Source organism: Bacillota bacterium, assembly GCA_030019365.1.
GTDB lineage: Bacteria > Bacillota > Sulfobacillia > JACIYH01 > JACIYH01 > JACIYH01.
In genome coordinates this window covers 271,268-291,786 of the sequence record JASEFA010000002.1, presented here as the reverse complement: position 1 = coordinate 291,786, position 20,519 = coordinate 271,268, and the positions used below count along the sequence as shown (strand labels likewise).

Annotated in this window: 19 protein-coding genes; 17 read left to right on the top strand and 2 right to left on the bottom strand. The window is 68.8% G+C overall.

Annotated features, from left to right (window positions below; all coding sequences use genetic code 11):
- Window positions 1-13 precede the first annotated feature (13 nt).
- The 10 genes from QME70_04650 (at window position 14) to murJ (ending at window position 12,895) form a co-directional block, all read left to right on the top strand.
- Window positions 14-1,201: a transketolase C-terminal domain-containing protein gene (locus QME70_04650; protein MDI6893895.1), complete on the top strand. Its 1,188-nt coding sequence runs from the start codon at window positions 14-16 to the stop codon at window positions 1,199-1,201.
- Complete coding sequence (locus tag QME70_04645) at window positions 1,201-2,133, top strand: thiamine pyrophosphate-dependent enzyme (protein MDI6893894.1); 933 nt, start codon at window positions 1,201-1,203, stop codon at window positions 2,131-2,133. Before QME70_04650 ends, QME70_04645 begins: the two co-directional genes overlap by 1 nt.
- A gap of 105 nt (window positions 2,134-2,238) precedes the next feature.
- A complete protein-coding gene (locus QME70_04640; protein ID MDI6893893.1) occupies window positions 2,239-3,300 on the top strand; it encodes an alpha-hydroxy-acid oxidizing protein in 1,062 nt (353 codons plus the stop codon).
- A 314-nt stretch (window positions 3,301-3,614) separates the two neighbouring features.
- On the top strand, window positions 3,615-5,087 hold the full coding sequence (locus QME70_04635; protein MDI6893892.1) for an Nramp family divalent metal transporter: 1,473 nt from the start codon (window positions 3,615-3,617) through the stop codon (window positions 5,085-5,087).
- Between the two features lie 110 nt (window positions 5,088-5,197).
- The gene (locus QME70_04630; protein ID MDI6893891.1) at window positions 5,198-6,625 is read left to right on the top strand and encodes an FAD-linked oxidase C-terminal domain-containing protein; all 1,428 of its coding nucleotides are present in this window, start codon (window positions 5,198-5,200) and stop codon (window positions 6,623-6,625) included.
- A complete protein-coding gene (locus QME70_04625; GenBank protein ID MDI6893890.1) occupies window positions 6,612-8,231 on the top strand; it encodes an FAD-binding oxidoreductase in 1,620 nt (539 codons plus the stop codon). Before QME70_04630 ends, QME70_04625 begins: the two co-directional genes overlap by 14 nt.
- Window positions 8,228-9,523: a (Fe-S)-binding protein gene (locus tag QME70_04620; protein ID MDI6893889.1), complete on the top strand. Its 1,296-nt coding sequence runs from the start codon at window positions 8,228-8,230 to the stop codon at window positions 9,521-9,523. Before QME70_04625 ends, QME70_04620 begins: the two co-directional genes overlap by 4 nt.
- 5 nt (window positions 9,524-9,528) lie before the next feature.
- Complete coding sequence (locus tag QME70_04615) at window positions 9,529-10,149, top strand: pyruvate kinase alpha/beta domain-containing protein (protein MDI6893888.1); 621 nt, start codon at window positions 9,529-9,531, stop codon at window positions 10,147-10,149.
- 70 nt (window positions 10,150-10,219) lie between these two features.
- Window positions 10,220-11,149 carry an NAD-dependent epimerase/dehydratase family protein gene (locus QME70_04610; protein ID MDI6893887.1) on the top strand — a complete coding sequence of 310 codons (930 nt, stop codon included), beginning with the start codon at window positions 10,220-10,222 and terminating at the stop codon, window positions 11,147-11,149.
- Between the two features lie 180 nt (window positions 11,150-11,329).
- Window positions 11,330-12,895: a murein biosynthesis integral membrane protein MurJ gene (gene murJ / locus QME70_04605; GenBank protein MDI6893886.1), complete on the top strand. Its 1,566-nt coding sequence runs from the start codon at window positions 11,330-11,332 to the stop codon at window positions 12,893-12,895.
- Between the two features lie 149 nt (window positions 12,896-13,044).
- On the opposite strand, the gene QME70_04600 is transcribed toward murJ, so the two are convergent.
- Window positions 13,045-13,590, bottom strand: coding sequence for a macro domain-containing protein (locus QME70_04600; GenBank protein ID MDI6893885.1), 546 nt, complete (start codon window positions 13,588-13,590; stop codon window positions 13,045-13,047).
- A 28-nt stretch (window positions 13,591-13,618) separates the two neighbouring features.
- Entirely contained in the window at window positions 13,619-14,212 is a 594-nt protein-coding gene (locus QME70_04595) for a hypothetical protein (GenBank protein ID MDI6893884.1), read from the bottom strand.
- 398 nt (window positions 14,213-14,610) lie between these two features.
- Here QME70_04595 and QME70_04590 point away from each other — a divergent pair, with 398 nt between their 5' ends.
- From QME70_04590 to QME70_04560, 7 genes are all read left to right on the top strand, one after another.
- On the top strand, window positions 14,611-15,018 hold the full coding sequence (locus QME70_04590; GenBank protein MDI6893883.1) for a metallopeptidase family protein: 408 nt from the start codon (window positions 14,611-14,613) through the stop codon (window positions 15,016-15,018).
- Window positions 14,963-16,216 (top strand): amidohydrolase family protein, encoded by a 1,254-nt coding sequence (locus QME70_04585; GenBank protein ID MDI6893882.1) that lies wholly within the window; start codon window positions 14,963-14,965, stop codon window positions 16,214-16,216. Before QME70_04590 ends, QME70_04585 begins: the two co-directional genes overlap by 56 nt.
- Window positions 16,217-16,400: 184 nt before the next feature.
- Window positions 16,401-17,243 carry a bifunctional hydroxymethylpyrimidine kinase/phosphomethylpyrimidine kinase gene (thiD, locus tag QME70_04580; GenBank protein ID MDI6893881.1) on the top strand — a complete coding sequence of 281 codons (843 nt, stop codon included), beginning with the start codon at window positions 16,401-16,403 and terminating at the stop codon, window positions 17,241-17,243.
- A 112-nt stretch (window positions 17,244-17,355) separates the two neighbouring features.
- Entirely contained in the window at window positions 17,356-17,988 is a 633-nt protein-coding gene (thiE, locus tag QME70_04575; protein ID MDI6893880.1) for a thiamine phosphate synthase, read from the top strand.
- A gap of 248 nt (window positions 17,989-18,236) precedes the next feature.
- A complete protein-coding gene (locus tag QME70_04570) occupies window positions 18,237-18,638 on the top strand; it encodes a GntR family transcriptional regulator (GenBank protein MDI6893879.1) in 402 nt (133 codons plus the stop codon).
- A gap of 150 nt (window positions 18,639-18,788) precedes the next feature.
- On the top strand, window positions 18,789-19,679 hold the full coding sequence (locus QME70_04565; GenBank protein MDI6893878.1) for an ABC transporter ATP-binding protein: 891 nt from the start codon (window positions 18,789-18,791) through the stop codon (window positions 19,677-19,679).
- A gap of 17 nt (window positions 19,680-19,696) precedes the next feature.
- Complete coding sequence (locus QME70_04560; GenBank protein ID MDI6893877.1) at window positions 19,697-20,458, top strand: ABC transporter permease subunit; 762 nt, start codon at window positions 19,697-19,699, stop codon at window positions 20,456-20,458.
- The last annotated feature ends 61 nt before the right edge of the window (window positions 20,459-20,519 follow it).

The following is a 20,519-nucleotide window of genomic DNA, read 5'->3' as shown; positions in this document are numbered from 1 at the left end:
AAGGAGGAGAACGATGCCCAGGCTCATTGGACTCACCGGGGACGGCGCCACCGCCGAGGCCATGCGCCAGATCGACCCCGACGTGGTGGCGGCATACCCCATCACCCCCCAGACGGAAATCGTGGAACGGTTCGCCGAGTTCGTGGCGGACGGCCTGGTGAACACAGAATTTGTGGCGGTGGAGTCGGAGCACAGCGCCATGTCCGCTTGCTGTGGGTCGTCTGCGGCCGGCGCCCGTACCATCACCTGCACCTCCTCACAGGGACTGGCCCTCATGCATGAGGTGCTCTACATCGCGGCCGGCAACCGCCTGCCCATTGTGCTCATCAACGTCAACCGCACCCTCTCCGCCCCCCTCAACATCCACTGTGACCACTCCGACAGCATGGGGTCGCGGGACTCGGGCTGGATACAGCTCTACTGCGAGAACGTGCAGGAGGTGTACGACACCGTCATCCAGGCCGTGCGCATTGCCGAGCACCCGCAGGTCATGCTGCCGGTGATGGTCAACCTGGACGGATTCGTCCTCAGCCACTCGGTGGAGAGGCTGGAACTCCTGGACGACGAGCAGGTGCGGGAGTTCGTGGGGCCCTTCCAGCCGGTGGTGGACCTGCTCGACCTCGAGCATCCCCCCGCCCTGGGGGCGCTGGTGGCGCCCGAGTTCCACTTCGAGCACAAGTACGCCCAGTGGCTGGCCACCGACGGGGCCCGGGCGGTCATCGAAGGGGTGGGGTGCGAGTTCGGCGAGCGCTTCGGCCGCAGCTACGGCCTGCTCGACCTCTATCGCCTGGAGGACGCCGAACTGGCCCTGGTAGTGCTGGGGTCGACCGCCGGTACCGCCCGGGCTGTGGTGGACGATTTGCGCGAGCGGGGCATCCGGGCCGGCACGCTCCGCATCAGGTGCTTCCGCCCCTTCCCCGCCGACGAAATCGTGGGGGCATTGCAGGGGAAAAAGGCAGTGGCGGTCATGGACCGGGCGGGCACCCAGGGTGGCGAAGGCGGCCCCGTCTTCGGCGAGGTGCGGGCGGCCCTCCACACCCGCGGCGTCCTCCTGCCCGTGATCAACTACATCTACGGTCTGGGCGGCCGGGATGTGCCCGCCGCATCGGTGGCGCGGGTGTTCACCCACCTGGGCCAGGTGGCCGAGGCGGGCAAGGTGGACCGGGCGGTCAACTACCTGGACCTGAGGGGGTGGAACTGATGTCGGTGAACCTGAAGGAGCTGGCCACCCGGGGCTCGCCCCTCACGTCGGGGCACCGGCTGTGCGATGGCTGCGCCGCCCCCACCATCGCCAAGCAGGTCATGCTGGGCGCGGGCAAGCCGGTGGTGATCGTCCAGCCCACCGGGTGCCTGGAGATATCCTCGGTGGTGTTCCCCTACACGGCGTGGAAAACCCCATACTACCACAACGCCTTCGAAAACGCGGCGGCGGTGGCCTCCGGGGTCGAGGCGGCGCTCAAGGCGCGCAAGCGGCGGGGGGACCTGCCCGCAGATTTCGACGTGGCCGTGGTGGCCATCGGGGGCGACGGGGGCACTTATGACATCGGCTTCCAGGCCCTCTCCGGGGCCCTGGAGCGCGGCCACCGCATGCTGTATGTGTGCTACGACAATGGTGCTTACATGAACACGGGCATCCAGCGCTCGGGTGCCACCCCCTTCGGGGCCTGGACCACCACCACCCACGTGGGGTCGGCTTACAAGGGCAAGGTGCAGCACCGCAAGGACCTCACCGCCATCGCCGCCGACCACAACGCCGCCTACGTGGCGCAGGCCTCGCCCCACAACTTCCGCGACCTCATGCGCAAGGTGAAGAAGGCCGTGGACGCCGACGGTGCCTCCTTCCTGAACGTGATCTCCCCCTGCTGGCGGGGCTGGCGCTTCCCGGAGGAGGAGACCATCGAGATGGCCCGCCTGGCGGTGGAGACCTGCTACTGGCCACTCTACGAGGTGGAGCGGGGGAAAGTGACCGTCAGCTACGTGCCCCGGGAGAAGAAGCCGGTGTCCGAGTGGCTCAAGAAGCAGGGCCGCTTCTCTCACTTCTTCGCTCCCGGCAACGAGGGGATGCTGGCCGAGCTGCAGGCGGAAGTCGACCGCGAGTGGGAGGAGCTCCTGGCCCGCGCCGGCCGGCGGTAGCGCCCGCGGTTCCCCCGGCAGGAAGGAAAACCCTTTGCGGCCGGCGAAGGTGGGTGCAACCATCGGCTGCAACCTCAGTTGCAACGTTAGTTGAGGGGAAGGGTTATGACCCTGGAAGAGGTGCGGGACAGGGCTCGCCGGTTGCTGGGGCCCGAGTGCCGGGTGTGCCGGGAATGTAACGGGGTGGCATGTGCAGGCCAGGTGCCCGGTATGGGAGGGATCGGTACCGGAAGGTCCTTCATCAATAACTACCGGGCCCTGGCCTCCTGGCAGCTTAACCTGCGCTGCCTGCACACGGTGTCCGAGCCGGCCCCGGCCACGGAGGTGCTCGGCATCCCCCTTGCCCTTCCGGTCATGGGGGCCCCGGTGGCGGGAGCGGTGGTGAACTTCCGGGGAATCATCACGGAGGAGGAGTTGGCGGGAAGCTTCGCGGAAGGGTGCGTCGCCGCGGGTACGGTGACGTTCGTCGGTGACGGTCCGGCCCCGGAGACGTTTGCGGCCAGCCTCAACGCAGCCCGGCTGTATCCGGGGAGGGTCATCGTGATAGCGAAGCCTCTGCCGGAAGAGGTGGTGCGGGACAGGTTACTGCGTGCGGTGGAAGCCGGGGCGGCGGCGGTGGGTGTGGACGTGGATGCGGCCGGAATCCTCATGATGAGGCGGGCCGGGGAACGGGTGGGTCCCATGCCCGCAGTGGAGCTGGCCCGGCTGGTGGAGTCGGTGGGGGTCCCCTTCGTGGCCAAGGGCATCATGACCCCGGACGAAGCCGAGCTGGCAGCCGGGGCGGGGTGCGCTGCCATCGTGGTATCCAACCACGGGGGGAGGGTGCTGGACGACACGCCCGGCACCGCTGACGTGTTGCCCGCCATAGCTCGCGCGGTGAAGGGCAGGCTGGCGGTGCTGGTGGACGGTGGGATCAGGACGGGCGGGGATGTCCTCAAGTGCCTGGCCCTGGGTGCCGATGCCGTCCTGGTGGGGCGGCCCCTGGCCATAGCCGCCATCGGAGGCCGGGGAGAGGGCGTCCGGCTGGCCCTGGAGCGGTTCCGGGATGAGCTGTTGACCGCCATGGTCATGACAGGGTGTCCTTCACCTGCCAGGGCGGGACACCACCTGGTCTACATCGGTTCATCGGGTGTCGCCATGAGCAGGAAGAGGTGCGCGCCCCGCTGATGGTTCCAGGGTTGCCTTGGGGCAGGGTGAGCAGGAAAAGGGCGGGGGATGAGCGAATAGAGCCACCATATTACGCATGGGGGTACCCAGTTTCATATTGTGGAACGCCTGGGTAGGCTGGGTTCCCGGGAAAGGAGGGGTGCTTTGCCCGAGCCCGGTGAGGCGATTTCCGGCGAGTCGGCCCCGGTTGTTGTGTTGCTGCGGCGGTCAGGCGTGTCTGTGGTCAGGTCGGGTGAGAAGTGCGGTGTCAACCAGAGCAGGCGCTGGTCAGTCCCTGTCGTGGCGATCTTGCTCCCGGCAAGGAGGGAGAGAAGGTGAGTCCTGAAGGGAAGGAAGCTGCCCGGGTGAAGGCGGGATACGGGCCAGCCTGGGGAACGGACGAGTTGCCCGCGCCCGTGCCATACACCCGCGCCAATATCCTCAAGCTGATCGGACCGGGCGTGATCCTGCTTTCGTTGTCCATCGGCAGCGGTGAGTGGTTGATGGGACCGGCAGCCGTGGTCAAGTACGGCACTGCCATCCTCTGGATCACTACGGTAGGCATCGTCACCCAGACCCTGTTCAACCTCGAGTGCAGCCGGTATACCCTGTACTGCGGCGAGCCCATCATGATCGGGTTCACTCGCCTCTGGCCGGGTCCCAAGTTGTGGACTCCGGTGTGGATCATCATTTCGTTTCTGTGCCTGGGCCCGGGCTGGGCGGTGGCATCGGCCACGGCTCTCGCGGCCATGATGCTCAACCGCATGCCCGGCAAGGCCGAGCAACCCGTGGTCCAGGTGGCGGGGGCCATCCTCTTCGTGGCGGTCATTGTCATCCTGATGTTCGGGGGCAAGATCGAGGCCCTGCTGGAGAAGCTCAACAAGTACATCGTGGCCTTCGTGTTCGGCAGCCTGGTTATCCTGTGCGTCGGTTTTGTCCCGGGCAAAGCGTGGGCGGAGATCTTCACCGGCTTCTTCCGGTTCGGCTGGTTGCCTGCGGGCAAAGTGGACTGGTTCCTGTTAGCCGGTCTGGCTGGGTATGCCGGTGCCGGCGGCATATTCAACATGGCCCAATCCAACTGGTTCCGCGATAAGGGCTACGCCATGGGTGCCTCGGTGGGCTACATCCCCTCCCTGATTGGAGGCCGTCAGATCCGGGTGTCGCCGGTGGGTAAGGTGTTCCCATCCACCCGGGAGAGCTTCGAGAAGTTCCGCACCTGGTGGCGGTACGCCGTGTTCGATCAGGCCTGGGTGTGGGGCCTGGGTTGCTGGATTGGCATGTTCCTATGCACCCTGCTGGCGTTCGGGATGATCCCCACCGGGACCTCCCTGAGCGGTTGGTCGGCGGCTGCTCACCAGGCCGAGGGCGTCGGAAAAGTGCTGGGTACCGTCGGTTGGTACTGGGTGCTGCTCATCGGGTTTTGGGTCCTGTGGGGAACCCAGCTTACCGTATCGGACACCTTCGTGCGCCAGGTGACCGACCTGCTCTGGTACGCCAGCCCCACGGTGAGGCGCTGGAGCAAAGAAGACATCCGCAAGCTGTATTACAGCGTGCTCATCGCCTTCACCATCTGGGCCTTCTACATGTTCAACAAGGGCGTGCCCCTTCATCTGGTGGCCCTGGTGGCCAACTTCGCCAACGTTGCCTTCTTCGTAGCCGGCATCCAGCTCCTCTTCATTGACCGGATGCTGCCCCGCGAGATCAGGGGCCATGCGTTGTACAAGCTGGGCGTCGTGGTGCTCGTGCTCTTCTACGGTGCCTTCATGGTGGTGGGCCTGGGTACCCAGCTGTTCGGGCTGAAGTTCTGACCGGCGACACAGGTCGGGACTGCTGCGGCGGGGCCGGTGCCGGGGTTGCCCGGGACCGGCCCTTCGCCGCGGCCGGGACCGGCGTGGTAGAATGGGCGGGGGGGAAGACGTTGAGAGGGCAGTTACTGGTCAGGGCCCTGGAAAGGCTGGTGGGCCGCGGCAACGTGATGGCCTCTCCGGCCAGCCTGGCCACGTACGGCTACGATGCCACCCTGCTGGAGGGGCGGGCCGACGCGGTGGTCTTCCCCGCCACGACTGAGCAGGTATCGGCGGTCTTGCGCTATTGCCACGGAAATGGCATCTCCGTCACGCCCCGGGGGCACGGCACCGACCTGAGCGGGGGTTCGATCCCCCTGGGTGGCGTGGTGATGGTCCTCACCCGCATGGACCGCATCCTCTCGATCGACGCCGTCAACCGGGTGGCCGTGGTGCAGCCCGGTGTGGTCAACATGGATCTGCAGAAGGCCGTGGACCGGCTGGGCCTCATGTATGCCCCCGACCCCGCCAGCCAGAAGGTGTGCTCTTTGGGTGGCAACGTGGGCGAGGGCGCGGGCGGGATGCGCGGTTTCAAGTACGGCGTCACCAAGGACCACGTGGTGGGGTTGAAGCTGGTCCTGGCCGATGGTGAGGTATGCCAGGTGGGGGGAGCCCTCGAGCCCATCGTGCCGGGTGTGGACTGGATCGGGCTGATGGTGGGTTCTGAAGGCACCCTGGCCGTGGTGACCGAGATCACGGTGCGGCTCCTGCCCAAACCTCCGGCCGTAAGGACCATGCTGGCGGTGTTCGACCGCCTGGAGGATGCGGGTGGGACCGTGTCGGCCATCGTGGCCCGGGGGATCATCCCCACCACCCTGGAGCTCATGGACCGTCCGGTCATCGAAGCGGTGGAGGCGTACGTCCATGCTGGATTGCCTACCCAGGCGGAGGCGGTGTTGCTCATCGAGGTGGACGGGGTGGAGGCCGCCCTCGAGCGGCAGGCCGATGTGATCGGGCAGGTGTGCCGCCAGCAGGGAGCCCGGGAGGTGCGCGTCGCCCGCTCGGCGGCGGAACGGGACACCTTGTGGCTGGGCCGCCGTACCGCCATTGGCGCCATCGCTCGCCTGCGACCCTGCTACGACCTGGAGGATGCCACCGTGCCCCGCAACCGGCTCACGGAGATGCTGCGACAGGTGACGGAAGTGGGCCGCGAGTACCGGTTGCAGATCGGCATGCTCGCCCACGCCGGGGATGGCAACCTGCACCCGCTCATCCTGTTCGACGACCGCGACCGCGAGGAACTGGACCGGGTGATGACCGCCCGGAGCGAGCTGTTCCGGCGCGCCCTGGCCCTGGGTGGTACCCTCTCCGGTGAGCACGGCATCGGTATCCTGAAGAAGGAGTTCATGTCCTGGCTCTTCGAGGCGGGCGCGTTGCAGGCCATGACTGCCATCAAGGCGGCCTTCGACCCGGGTGGAGCCCTCAACCCCGGGAAGGTCCTGCCCGACCGCGCCAACGGTCTGGCGGGTCAGGGGGGAGGGTGGGGTCATGACGTCCGCTGAGGCGTCCCTGGCCAGTCGGCTGGAAGCCCTCCTGGGGGCCGAGGCAGTACGACCGGGCGATGCCCCGCCGACTGCTCCGGGCAGGTGCCCCGAGATATGGGTGGCGCCGCGCGACGAGGAGCAGGTGAGGGAGCTGTTGTCCTGGGCTACCCGGGAGAAAGTCCCCTTGTACCCCCGCGGAGGCGCTACCAGATGGCGGGCGGCATTCCGGCCCTTTCGCCGAGGCATCGGGCTGGATATGCGCCACCTGGATCAGCTTGAGGAGTTGGACCCTGACAACCTCACCGTGGTGGCCGGCGCCGGCATGAGCCACGGTGCCCTGCAGGCCGACCTGGCCGCCCACCGGCTCTTCTTCCCGCCCGAAACCGCCTGGCCGGAGAGCTCCACCCTGGGAGGTGAAGTGGCGGCCGACGCCTCGGGACCGCGCAAGTACGCCTACGGCTCCGCGCGGGCCTACCTGCTGGGGGCGCGGGTGTTGTTTCCCGACGGTTCCGGTGGCTGGTTCGGCGGTAAGCAGGTGAAGAACGTATCCGGGTACGACGTGTCACGGTTCCTGTGCGGTTCCTGGGGTTCCCTCGGGGTGATCACCCGGGTCGTGATCAAGGTGCGCCCCCTTCCCGAGCGCGGGATAGTGAAAGTCCTCACGGGAGCGATGGCTGCCGTACTGCGGGCGGCGGAGGAGGTGCGGCGCCAGCTATACGGCTCCACCGCCATAGAGGTGTTGCTGGGGCGGGCCGCGTCCTGGTGGTGCCAGGAGGCCGGCGTCGTGTCCGTCGTTGCGCACGCGGCACTCGCGGGGCCGGAGGACACGGCGGAGGCTCTGCCCGAGCTCGCCGGCGCGGAGGGCCCGGCGGAGGTCTTGCCTGAGTTTGCCCGCCCTGGGGACGCCGGAGTAACTCTGCCGGCGGTGCTCCTGGTGGGCCTGGAGGGTGCTCGGGAAGCGGTGGACCGTCAGTGCGAGTGGCTGGAGGGACTGGCCGCCCGCCACGGCCTGGCCCTCCCGGACGGGTGGGCCACCTCAGCAACGCTCGCACGAGAGGATGGAGATGCGGCTGCGGCCATCTGGGAGGCGCGGCGGAGTCTGTTCGACCGGGCAGCCGGGGCGGGGGCGTCCGTGTGGAATGTGGCCGTCCCGCCCGCCGACCTGGGTCCCCTGCTGGAGAACCTCCACGCCATCGAGGGTGCTGCACCGGGAGCCGGGGCGACGTTGGTTGCGCCTGAGGTCAGGCCGAAGCTGGATGACCCCGCTGGGGCTGCGGGTGGGGAGCCGGCACGTGGCATCTTAGGAGTAGCGGCTCACGCCGGCAACGGCCACGCCCACCTCTTCCTGGCCGGAGGCAGGGCGCCCGCAGGCGGGGTGTCCCGCTGCGTGGCCGGGAGCGAAGCCGGGGCCGTCGGCGACTGGCGCTGGCCGGAAGCGATCAGCGCGGTGGTGCGCGCACGGGGCGGTTACCTGCTGACCGACGACGCCGCCTGGTCAGGTAGCCCATACGAGGTGCTTCCCCCGGTGGGCGGCCTGGGTGCTGTGTGTAGTCGCTTGAAGGGGGCGCTGGATCCGGGGGGCATAATGTGCCCGGCCGGCCGGGTTGGGGGTGAGGGGGCATGAAGAGCCTGTCACAGGCGGCCGAGCAGGTGGTGCGCTGCAACAAGTGTGGCTTCTGCCAGGAGGTCTGCCCCACCTACAAGGTGACCGGGCAGGAGTTCGCCGTGGCGCGGGGACGCAACCGCCTCATGCGGCTGGTGGTCGACGGGCGAATCACCCTGGAGCGGGACCCGGAACTCAGGGAGTACCTGTATACGTGCCTGCTGTGCGGCGCCTGCACCGTGGTATGCCCGCCCGGGGTGCCCACCGACAAGTTGGTGGCCGCCGCCCGGGCCGACCTCACCGGCGGGCAGGGGTTGCCCTTGCTTTACCGGACGGCCCTGCAGGGTGTCCTGCGCAGCCCCCGCCGGCTGGCGGTCCCCATGACGCTCCTGCGCCTGTACCAGAACTCCGGCCTGCGCTGGGTGGCGCGACATACCGGCCTCCTCAACCTGCTCGGTACCCTCGGGCGGGTGGAGGGCATGCTGCCCGGCATCCCGCCGTTCTCCCTGCGCGCCCGCCTCAGCGCGCCGGGTGCTCTGGTGTACGCCACGCCGGCCGAACGGCTCGGGTCGGCGCCGCGCAAACGGGTGGCCTACTTCCTGGGATGCGTCACCGACAACCTTTTCCCGCCCGTGGGGGAGGCCCTCATCGGTGTCCTGGAGCGCAACGGCTACCAGGTGGTGGTGCCGGACAACATGTGCTGCGGGGTGGCGCACCGGGCGTACGGTGACCTGGCGGCGGCCGAGGAGTTGGCCCGCCAGAACGTGGCCATCCTGGCCGGAACCGGGGCGGAGCTGGTGGTGACCGATTGCGCCACCTGTGCCCACACGCTGCGAGAGTACGCCGACCTGCTGGCCGACGACCCTCGCTACGGCGCGGCTGCGGGCGAGCTATCCGGCAAGGTCCGCGAGGTGAGCCGGCTGCTGGTGGAGGAGGGTTTTGAGGAGCCTCCGGGGACGCTGGAAGAGACCGTCACCTACCATGACCCCTGCCACCTGGGTCGCGGCATGGGTGTACGGGCCCAACCCCGCCAGATCCTGCGCAGCATCCCTGGCCTGGAGTTCCGGGAGCTGCCGGAGGCGGACTGGTGCTGCGGGGGGGCGGGCTCGTACAACGTCACCCATCACGGGCTCTCCGTGCGCATCCTGGAGCGGAAGATGGAGAACTTCCGGCAGACGGGTGCCCGGTTGCTGGCCACGTCGTGCCCATCCTGCCTCCTGCAATTGGGGTTCGGGCTGCGGCGGGCCGGCCTGGGGGCGCGGGCGGTCCATCCCGTGCAACTGCTGTGGCAATCCTACCGGAACGGAGGTTGATGGGGTTGTACTTCGAGACGACCGGACCAGACCACACGGAGCGGACGGTCTCCCTCTGCCTGGACCGGGCCCGGGAGCTGGACGTTCGCCACATCGTGGTGGCCTCCAATCAGGGGGTCACCGCGCAGGAGTTCATCCGCCAGGCCCGCCAGCGCGGCCTGCAGCTATATCGCGCCGTGCCGGGCTCGGACGGGGCGGCCGTTCCCCAGGGCATGCTCAACCTGGTGGTGGTCACCCACCAGGTGGGATTCCGTGAGCCTGGGACGGACGAGATGCCTGCGGAGGTGCGCCGGGCCCTCACGGCCGAGGGCGCGCGCGTGCTCACCACCACCCACCTCTTCTCCGGCGTCGACCGCGCCATCACCAAGGAGTTCGGCGGCCTGTACCCCGGCCAGATAGTGGCCCACGCTCTCTACATGTTTTCTCAGGGGGTGAAGGTGGCCGTCGAGGTGGCGGTCATGGCCCTGGATGCCGGCCTCATCCCGTATGGCCAGGAGGTCATCGCCGTAGGGGGCACCAGCCGGGGTGGCGACAGCGCCGTGGTGATGCTCCCCGCCCACTCCCGTCGCTTCTTCGAGACCAAGATCCTCGAGATCCTCTGCAAACCCCGCGACCCCGGCGACTGACCGCCTTACTCCGCCGTGGCAGGATTGGGTGGTGCGCTGGGCGTATTGAAGTGCGGGAGGGGGCAGCATTTTGGGCAAGCGCGTACTGGTTACAGGCGGGGCCGGGTTCATCGGTTCCCACCTGGTGGAGGCCTTGCTGGCGCGGGGTCATCAGGTGGCGGTGGTAGACAACCTGTCCACCGGCCGCCGCGAGAACGTGCCTTCAGGGGCAGATTTCCAGGCCGTGGACATCGGCGACCCCGTGCGTGCGGGCGAGGTGTTCGAACGCTTCCGGCCCGAGATCGTCTACCACCTGGCCGCCCAGACCAGCGTGCGGCGCTCGACCGGGGATCCCGCCGGGGATGCCAGCACGAACGTGGTGGGCAGCATCAACGTGCTGGACGCGTCGGTGCGCACCGGGGTCGAGAAGGTGGTATACGCCTCGTCGGGGGGAGCGATTTACGGGGAGCCCGATGGCCTCCCCGTGCGGGAAGATCATCCGGTGCGGCCCCTTTCGCCGTATGGTCTCTCCAAGTACGTGGTCGAGCTGTACCTGCGCCTCTACCGGGACAACCACGGTCTGCGCTACAGCGTCCTCCGCTATCCCAACGTGTACGGGCCCCGGCAGGACCCTTACGGGGAGGCGGGGGTGGTGGCCATCTTCAGCCGCACCCTCCTGGCGGGCGAGCGTCCCGTCATATTCGGGGACGGTCGCCAGACCCGGGACTATGTGTACGTGGCCGATGTGGTGGAAGCCAGCCTGCTCTGCCTGGAGCGCGGGGGCGACGGCGTGTACAACCTGGGGTGGGGCAGGGAGGTCTCGGTGCTCGAGTTGCTCGCCAGCCTGCAGGAGGTGCTGGGCACGGACGTCCCCCCCAGGTACGACCCGCCCCGGCCCGGTGAGGTCAGCCGCATCTGTCTGGATGCTTCCCGGGCAAAAGAAGAACTGGGCTGGCAGCCCACCACCCCGCTGGCCGAAGGGTTGCGCCTCACCGCCCGCTGGGTGGCCCAGGCCGGATAGGGTGACGCCCGCCCGGGTGGCGGCGTCGAGCGAGGCCTGTGGCGGGCGCCTGACGGGGGGCTTGCCGCCGGTGCCCGGCCGGGGGGTCTGGGTAGCCGGAAGGTACCGGCTGGTCCGGCGCCTTGACAGGGGGCGTTTCATACGGACACGAGGCAGTTTCTCCTGGCCGCATCGGTGATCGTGGCCGGGAGCGTGGGGAGCAAGATCCTGGGGTTCGTCAGGGAGTCCTGCCTGGCGGCTGTGTTCGGTGCCAGCGCCGCCACTGACGCGTATCTGGTGGCCTCCACCGTCCCCAACCTCATCGTGGGGGTGGTGGTGGGAGCCATTGCCACCACCTTCATTCCCATTTACACACGGGAGCGCCAGCGAGACCGGGCTGCCTCTGCCCGCCTGATAAGTGACATGTTCCTCCTCCTGGCCGGAGTGGGCATGCTGGCCGGGGTGGCCGTGGTGATCGGGGCCCGGCCCCTGTGCCGGTTTCTCGCGCCCGACTTCCCGGCCGCCACCTTCGACCTGGCCGCCCGCACCGCCCTGTACCTCTCACCGCTGCCGGTCCTGCTCGGGCTGAACGCCCTCGCCACCAGCCTGCTGCAGTCCCACTACCGGTTCACCGGTCCCGCCCTGGCGGGCATCTGCCAGAACGTGGCCCTCATAGCCGCTATCGTCACTCTGGGGCGCTGGTGGGGCATCACCGGCGTGGCGGCCGGGCTGGTGCTGGGGACAGCCGCCCAGTGGGTGGCGCTAGCGCCCGGCATGCGGGGGATCGCCCTGCGGCCTCCCGGCCTCCCCTGGCGCAACCCCGGCGTGATGCGTACGCTTTCCCTGGCCCTGCCCCTGCTGGCGGGCGGGGTGGTCGGGCAGGTGGCCCCGGTCATGCAGCGAGTGCTGGCATCGGGGCTCCCCGAGGGAAGCCTCTCTGCTCTCAACTACGCCACCCTGCTCAGCGGCCTTCCCACCGGGCTCACCGTAGCTGCCCTGGGGACGGTGCTCTACCCCGCGTTTTCCCGCCACACCGCGCAGGGCGACCTGGAGGGCGTCCGTTCCCTCCTCGCCCGTGGCATCAACCTGTCGGTGCTGGTGATGTCGCCGGTAACGATGGGGTGCCTGATCCTGAGTACCCCCCTGGTCAGGCTGGCCTTCGAAAGAGGGGCCTTCGACGCCGCCGACACCGCCGCCACCTCGGCAGCCTTCTGGATGCTGGCCTGGTCCATGCTGGCCGTGGTGTGCAGCGATCTCTGGCGACGGGCGTTCTACGCCCTGCAGGACACCGGATACCCAACGGTGGTGGGCGTCCTGGGGATGCTCGTGTCGGTGGGGTTGAGCCTCGTGCTGGTGCGTCCCCTCGCGCAGGCCGGGCTGGCCGCCGCCGTAACGGTCACCAACCTGGTCACGGGGGCGATGCTGCTTTTGCGTCTGCGAGGTCGACTGGGGCACCTGGGGGGCAGGCAGATGCTGGACCGGGTCGGCAAGGCCGGGCTGGCTTCGGGAACCATGGGAGCGGCGGTCTGGCTGGCCGATCGCCTGAGCCTGGAGTGGATGGCCGCCCACGGCGTACCCGTGGGCTCGGCCCTGGTGGAGGCGGCCCGCCTGGCCGCCCTGGTGGGTGGGGCCGTCCTGCTCTACCTGGGCATCCTGTGGCTGCTGGGCGTTCCGGAGATGCGCCAGGCCGCCGGCCTGGGCCGCCGCACTGTCCGGGCTGTCTGGCGCCGCCTCAGGCTCCGGCCGGGAACAGCCTCGCCGGAGTAGCGGCCCGGCTGCTCCTGCCCGAGCGGCCTCGCCCCGGCACAGGGCTCACGCCTCCCGGTGCCCCGGCCGCCTGGCCGCGGTACGGGGTACAGGCCCCCAGGGCGCGCCGGCGGCTTGGCCGGTTGCAAAGGCCTCTCCGGCCCGGGGGTTCACGCGGGGAACATCCTCTGCAGGGTAGCGGCGAAAACGGTGTATGCCTGCTGTCCGTAAAGGCAGAAAACCACTTCGTTGATGGCGCCAGCCGCCCCTATCCAGTCGCGGGTGGTTTCCAGCATGATGCGGGCTGCCTCTTCCATGGAGAACCCGCCCACCCCGGTGCCCAGGGCGGGGAATGCCACGCTACCGATGCCCAGCTCTCGGGCCCGCTCCAGGGCGCTGCGGGTGGCCGCCCTGATCTTGTCGGCGTCCGTCACCAGATCCCGCCCCATCACGGCCGCGTGGATCACGTAGCGCGCCTTGAGATTGCCGGCCCCGGTCACGACAGCCTCTCCCACCGGGATGGGCCCCTTGCTGACGGCCTCTTTCTCGATTTCCACCCCGCCCTTGCGTTTGATGGCGCCCGCCACTCCCCCGCCCATCCAAAGGTGGCTGTTGGCAGCGTTGACGATGGCGTCCACTTCCAGACCCGTGATGTCATCCTCCACCAGCCGCAACAACGTTCCACGGACCTCGACCCGCTTCCGTTCTTCTTCCATGGCAACTCCCACTACCTGACGGCTGGCACTAGCGGTCGGCCAGTACCACGATGATACCCACGAAGCCGACCACAAGCGTGATCACTGCGCCCATGGCCCAGAAGCGCAGATGGTCAACCCTATCCTGTAGAGTCCGCAGGTCGGTGCGGACCTCGCCCCGCACGGCCCTGATTTCCCCGCTCAACTTGTCGTCGAGGGCTTTGATGTCCGTACGGACTTCCTCCCGCACGGCCCTAATTTCCCCGCTCAACTTGTCGTCGAGGGCTTTGATGTCCGTACGGACTTCCTCCCGCACGGCCCTAATTTCCCCGCTCAACTTGTCGTCGAGGGCTTTGATGTCCGTGCGGACTTCCTCCCGCACGGCCCTGATCTCGCCGCCCAACTCGCCCCGCACGGCCTTGATTTCCCCGCTCAACTCGTGGTGCAGAGCCTTGATCTCGCCGGTCAGCTTGTCGTCAAGGCCCCGGATGTCGCGCACGAGTTCGTCGACCCGGGACGACAGCTTCTCATCGAGCCGATCCATACGCTGCAGAAGGAAAAAGAACTCCGGGGACGCCGCGCCTGGGGTTTGCTCTCCAGTAGCGGCGACTTCTCTGGAGATGTCCTCCTCAGGTATGGCCACCTGCCCACCTCCATCTGTATGGTAGCATCAAGAACTACCCGAAGACAACCCGTCGTTTTCCCAGCCACGTCCAGGCGGCTGGCACAATTGATACTGGCAGTCGAAACCCCGCCGCCGGAGGCGGCGGACCCGGGCCGGGCGGATTCCGTGGCATAGGCGGCAGGCTGCTTGCCCAGCTGCCGGCGGCCGCGCGCATGAGCCTGGGCTGCTCTGGCGCGGGCGACCTTGCTCCCCCTTGCCCCAAGGCGCTGGCAGAGAGAAGGCGCTGGTGATAGCATAGAGGGCGGTGCCCATGCTCCAGGCGGCGGCCGTGCTCGGGGCACCTCGGTGCCGGGCTTTCCGCGCCTGGGTGGGTACGTTTGCGACCGAGCTCTTGGGTATAGGGGAATGGACCAGGCATGTGGACACTGCGCCGTTTTCGCCGGGAAGCGTCCCGGCTGCTGGCCGGAATTCCTTCCCCCCTGCTGGAAGACCTCAACGGGGGCGTGATCGTGGTGCCGGGGGTGGGGCAGCGGCCCGGCGACCCACCAGGGGTCTATCTTCTGGGCGAGTACCGGGTCGACCCGGGCCTGGGTCGCATGATAGTGCTGTACTACGGTTCCTTCCGGCGGGTCCCGGGGGATGCGCCCTGGGCGCAGGTGGTGGAAGAGTTGCGGCGCACCATCCGCCACGAGCTGCGGCATCACGCCGAGCACCGGGCAGGTCTGGCCGACCTCGAGGTGGAAGACGAGTGGCAGAGGAGGCGATGGCGTGAGCAGCTACACGGTAATAAGGGCAGGCTCGCTCATCGACGGAAGCGGCGCTGATCCGGTATCGCCCGCGGTGGTGGTGATCCGGGACGACCGGGTGGTGGCGGCGGGCAGACCGGATGAAGTTGAGTATCCCCCCGACAGCCTGGTGTACGACGCCGGAGGCCGGACGGTGATGCCGGGCCTCATCGACAGCCACGTGCACATAGCCGGTTCCGGAGAGGCAAGCTGGATGGAAACCGTCAAGTATACCATTCCTTACACCACGTTGCGGGCGGCGGTGAACGCTCGCGCCACCCTGGAGGCGGGTATTACCGCCATCCGGGATGCCGGGGCGGGCTGGGGGATCGACGTGGGTCTCAAGCGGGCCATCAATGAGGGGCGGATACCGGGGCCGCGTATGGTGGTGAGCGGGCCCGGTCTCTCCATCACGGGAGGCCACGGCGATCCCGCCAACGGCTGGCCTCCCGAAGTGGTATTCCGCGCGAGGGAGATGTCGGTGGTCGATTCTCCCGACCAGGCCCGTCGGGCCGCCCGTACCCACCTGCGAGACGGTGCCGACTGCATCAAGCTCCTGGCTACGGGTGGCGTGCTGTCCGAGGGGGACCTGCCCACCAGCCGGGGCCTCACCATAGAGGAGATGCGGGCAGCCATCGAGGAGGCTCACAACCTGGGCAAGAAGACCCTGGCCCATGCCCAGGGTAGTACGGGAATCAGGAATGCCATCCTGGCCGGGATCGACTCCATCGAGCACGGTTGCTACCTCACGGAAGAGATCATCGAGATGATGCTGGCCCGGGGCGTCTTTCTCGTCCCCACCCTTTCGGCGGTGCACCACATCGTGGAGCGGGGGGCGGAGGCCGGCATCCCGCCCTACGCCGTGGAGAAGGCCCGGCGCATGCAGGAGGACCACTTCCGCAGCTTCCGCATGGCGCTGGAGGCGGGGGTCAGGATCGCCATGGGGACGGACGCCGCCACTCCCTTCAACTATCACGGTGATAACGCCCTGGAGCTGGAACTCATGGTGAAGGCGGGCATGACCCCTGTGCAGGCCATCGTGGCCGCCACCGCCCGCGGGGCGGAACTGCTCGGCCTGGAGACGGGCGTGCTTGCGCCCGGCAGGCTGGCCGACCTGCTGGTGGTGGACGGCAATCCCCTGGAAGACATCTCCTGCCTGCAGCACAGGGGTCGCATACTGTTGATGATGAAGGGCGGCGAGGTCCAGGTGAACCGGGGTCTTCGCCCGGCGGCCTGAATCTGGCGGTCGCGCGTCGGCCCGGGTGCTGACAGGGGCAGGAGCGCGTCGGCCGGGGCGGCGCATCGGGTAGGGTGTGTTGGCCGGCTGGGGCTTGGGCCGGGCGCGGGGCTGCCCGCCCGGGCTGCAGCTGGGCTCGTCCACGAAGCGCAGACCGAGAAAGGGGGATGGGGCGGTGGCGACGTTGCCGCGTGTCCTCACCATTGCGGGATCGGATTCGGGGGGTGGGGCCGGCATCCAGGCCGACCTCAAGACTTTCACTGTGCTTGGCACCTACGGGATGAGCGCCATCACCGCCATCACCGCCCAGAACACCCTGGGTGTGCAGGGTGTGCACGTGCTCCCGGTGCACATGGTCGTCATGCAGATGGACTCGGTGCTCTCCGACCTGGGCACCGACGCCGCCAAGACGGGGATGCTCGCCACCGCCGAGATCGTGACTGCGGTCGCGGAGACCCTGTCTCGTCATCATGTGAAGAGTCTGGTCGTGGACCCGGTCATGCGCTCGAAGTCGGGACACGCTCTGCTGGACGAGCAGGCCCACCGGGCTGTGGTGGAGAGACTGCTCCCCCTGGCCACCGTCGTCACGCCCAACGCCCACGAGGCGGCGGCCCTGTCCGGGGTCGACCTGCTGGCGGAGGCCGCCCATCCGGCGCACCGGGACGAGGCGGTGCGCGAGGTGGCCCGGCGCATCCACGCCATGGGTCCCCGCTACGTGGTGGTGAAGGGTGGTCACCTGCCGGGCCGGGCGGACGACCTGGTGTTCGATGGAAGGAGCTTCTTTGTTCTGGAGTCGGAGCGCATCGCCACGCCGCACACCCACGGCACCGGCTGCACCTTCTCCGCCGCCGTGGCCGCCTACCTGGCTCGCGGCCTCGATGCGGAGGCGGCGCTGCGGGCGGGCAAGGAGTTCATCACCCGGGCCATAGCCGCCGCCTTCCCGCTGGGCCACGGCATCGGCCCCGTCCACCACCTGGCGGGTGCCCCCCGCGGGCAACCGACCACGGGGCAAGCCAGCGAAGGCTGACCCCGCGGGGGATGCAGCCCATGGGGCGTCCACCCGTGAGTACCGGGATGTCCGGCGCGCGAGCGGCCAGGCCGGAATCGGTGGCGGGAGAAATGGGCATGGGGGTTTCGCCGTGAAGGCCGAGCTACGCAAGCGCTTGCTGTTGTATGTGATTGTGGACCGGGCTTTCGCCGCGGGGCGCGGCGAGGAGGAAATCGTGGCCGCGGCCGCCCGTGGTGGCGCCACCGCCATCCAGTTGCGGAGCAAGGAACTCACGGCCCGCCAGCTTTACCTTACGGGGCTCTCGCTGCGCAGGCTGACGCGCGAGATGGGCCTGCTCTTCATCGTCAACGACCGGGTGGACGTGGCCCTGGCGGTGGACGCCGACGGGGTGCACCTGGGGCGGGAAGACCTTCCCCTGGAGGCGGCCCGGCGCCTCATGGGGCGCAGGAAGATCATCGGCGTGTCCGTGGATACCGTGGAGGAGGCCGAACGGGCGCGGCGGGGTGGGGCCGACTACCTGGGGGCGGGTCCCGTCTTCGCCACCACCAGCAAGTGCGATGCCGGCCCCGCCATGGGGCCGGACGGGCTGCGCTCGATCTGCCGGGCCGTCCGCATCCCGTTGGTGGGCATCGGCGGGGTGAACGTCCACAACGCCCGTCGGGTGCTAGAGGCCGGGGCGGCTGGCGTGGCCGTCATCTCGGCGGTGGTGTCGGCGCCGGATGTAACCGCCGCCGCCGCGGCCCTGCGCTCCGCCCTCGCCTGAAGCGCCGCCTGATTGCACCGCGCGTGACTACTTCCAGCGGGTGAGGATGGTCTCGCGCCGGAAGAGGGGCACCGCCACTTTGAGCAGCAGGTAGTTGGCAATGACCAGGCCGATGAACATGACCCCCACCACCGGGGGCGTCATGCTCAGGCGGCCGAACAGTGGTCCAGGTGCGAGCGTCCGAATTGACGCCCCGGGGCGGGTTGTGCTAATGTACTAGTACACCGTAGAAGCCCGGGAGATGAGTCGTGGTTTACTTGCACGTGGATCCCCGCAGCCCCGTTCCCATCTACCTGCAGCTGGTGGAAGAGGTCAAGAAGGCGGTTGCCTACGGCGCCCTGGCGGTCGGGGACCAGCTGCCCTCCGTGCGGGAACTGTCGGTCCGGCTTGCCCTCAACCCCAACACGGTGGCCCATGCCTACCAGGAACTTGAGAGACTGGGCGTCGTGGTCACCCAGCGGGGCCGGGGGACATTCGTGGCTCCGCAGGCGGCGGACCAGGCCCGCCGGGAACGGCGGGCGCGGGTGTCCGCGCTGGTGCGCAGGCTGGTGGACGAGTCCCGGTCCCTGGGGTTGCCGGATGACGAGTTGCGCCGCCTGGTTGAGCGTGAGTTGTCGGGCCAAGAAGGGGCGTCGCAGGACGGGACGTAGGCGTAGGGGATCGCGGCCCCGGGGCGGGGTGGGGGCGCAGGCCGGCCGAGGCGTCGGGCAGAGCGGGGTCTGGCGCGGGATACGGGCCGTGGCGGCACGGGGGAGAAGGCGGATGCGGGAGACGGGATACGGGACGGGAGGTGTGCGGAGGTGAGCGAGTACGCGGTCTGGACCGAGGGCCTGCGCAAGTGCTTCGGAAGGACCGTGGGCGTTGACGGCATTGACCTGCGGGTGCCACGGGGCAGCATCTTCGGGTTCCTGGGGCCAAATGGCGCTGGGAAAACCACCACCATCCGATTGTTGCTGGGTCTTCTGCGTCCAGACGCGGGCAGGTTTGCCGTGCTCGGCCGCGAGGGACCTCCCTCGCCCGAGGTGCTGGCCCGGGTGGGGTACGTCCCCGAGATCCCGGCCCTCTACCCCGGACTCACCGCAGGTGAACTGGTCTCCCTGTGCAGGCGGCTGTACCGCAGGTGGGATCAGGCCCTGGTGGACCGCTACCTCGATCTTTTCCGGCTGCCCCGCAACCGCAAGGTGAGCGGCTTCTCCCGGGGGATGAAGGGCCAGCTCGCGCTCGTGCTGGCCCTGGCGCCGCGCCCGGACCTGCTGGTGCTGGATGAACCCACCGCGGGCCTGGACCCCCTCGCCCGCAAGCATTTCTTGCAGGCGGTCCTGGCAGAGGCCACCGCCACCGGCCAGACCGTGTTCCTCTCTTCGCACCTGCTGGAGGACGTGGAGCGGGTGGCCGATACGTTGGCCATGATCAGGGACGGTCGCCTGGTGTTGCACAGGTCCATGGACGAGGTCAAGACCGGGGAGAAGAAGGTGCGCGTTGTGTTCCAGGGTCAGGCACCTCCCTGGCTGGACCAGGTACCCGGGGTGAGGCGGGTGGGACGGGAGGGCGCGGCCTTCCTGATCACCGTGGCTGGGGACGTGCCCTCCGTGCTGGAGCGCCTGCGCACGGTGCCCCTGTTCGCCCTGGAGGTGATCGACCTCTCCCTGGAGCAGGTCTTCGAGGAATACGCGACCGCACCCGAGGAGTAGGGCCGGAGGTGGCTGTGATGGGCAGGCTCGGTGTCCTGGTGGAGAAGGAACTGAGGCAGGTCAGGTGGGTGCTCTGGGTGGGGCTGGGGCTGACCCTCCTGGTCGGCCTCTCCCTCCCTTACTTCTACCGGTTCCTCAGCAGGATCGCAGGCGCGGGGGCCATGCTGCCCGGCCTCTCGGGAGAAATCCTGCGGCAGCTGGCGGACTTCCGGGTGTACCTGTGGGCCAACTGGTACGGCAAGAACCTGTACCAGAACCTGACCGTGATCGCCCTGGTGCTGGGGGCGGGCGCTCTGGCCGGCGAGCGGGCTCGGGGGACGCTGCCGTTTCTGCTCACTCTGCCGGTCAGCCGGCGGCAGGCGGTGGCCGCCAAGGTGATGGCGGGCGCGGTGGTGCTTGCCCTATGCACGGTGATCCCTACCCTGGGGGTGTGGGCGGCCTCCCCCTGGCTGGGCGGTGAGAGCGCACCCGAGGGCTTTCTCCTGGGGATGCCCCTGGCCTGGGCCGGTTCTCTGGTGGTGCTGGGTGTGGCAGTGCTTGCCTCGGTGTTTGCGCACGACGGGGTGCGTGCGGGGGTGGGTGCCGGGGTCGTGTGCCTGGCACTGGCGGTGCCGGGGTGGTTCCGTTCGACCTTCTTTCTCTCGTTCTTTTGGCACATGAAGGCGTTTGCCATCATGGCGGGGCCGGGTTTTCCCTGGGCCTCCCTGCTAGTGCTCCTGGGGGCCGCCCTGGTGCTGTTCTGGGCCAGCACTGTGGCGGTGGGCTGCCGGGATCTGTAGCGGCTAGCCCCATCCAAAAGGAGGGGACTTGGACATGGGGCGGGCGGTTGACAGGGGATTG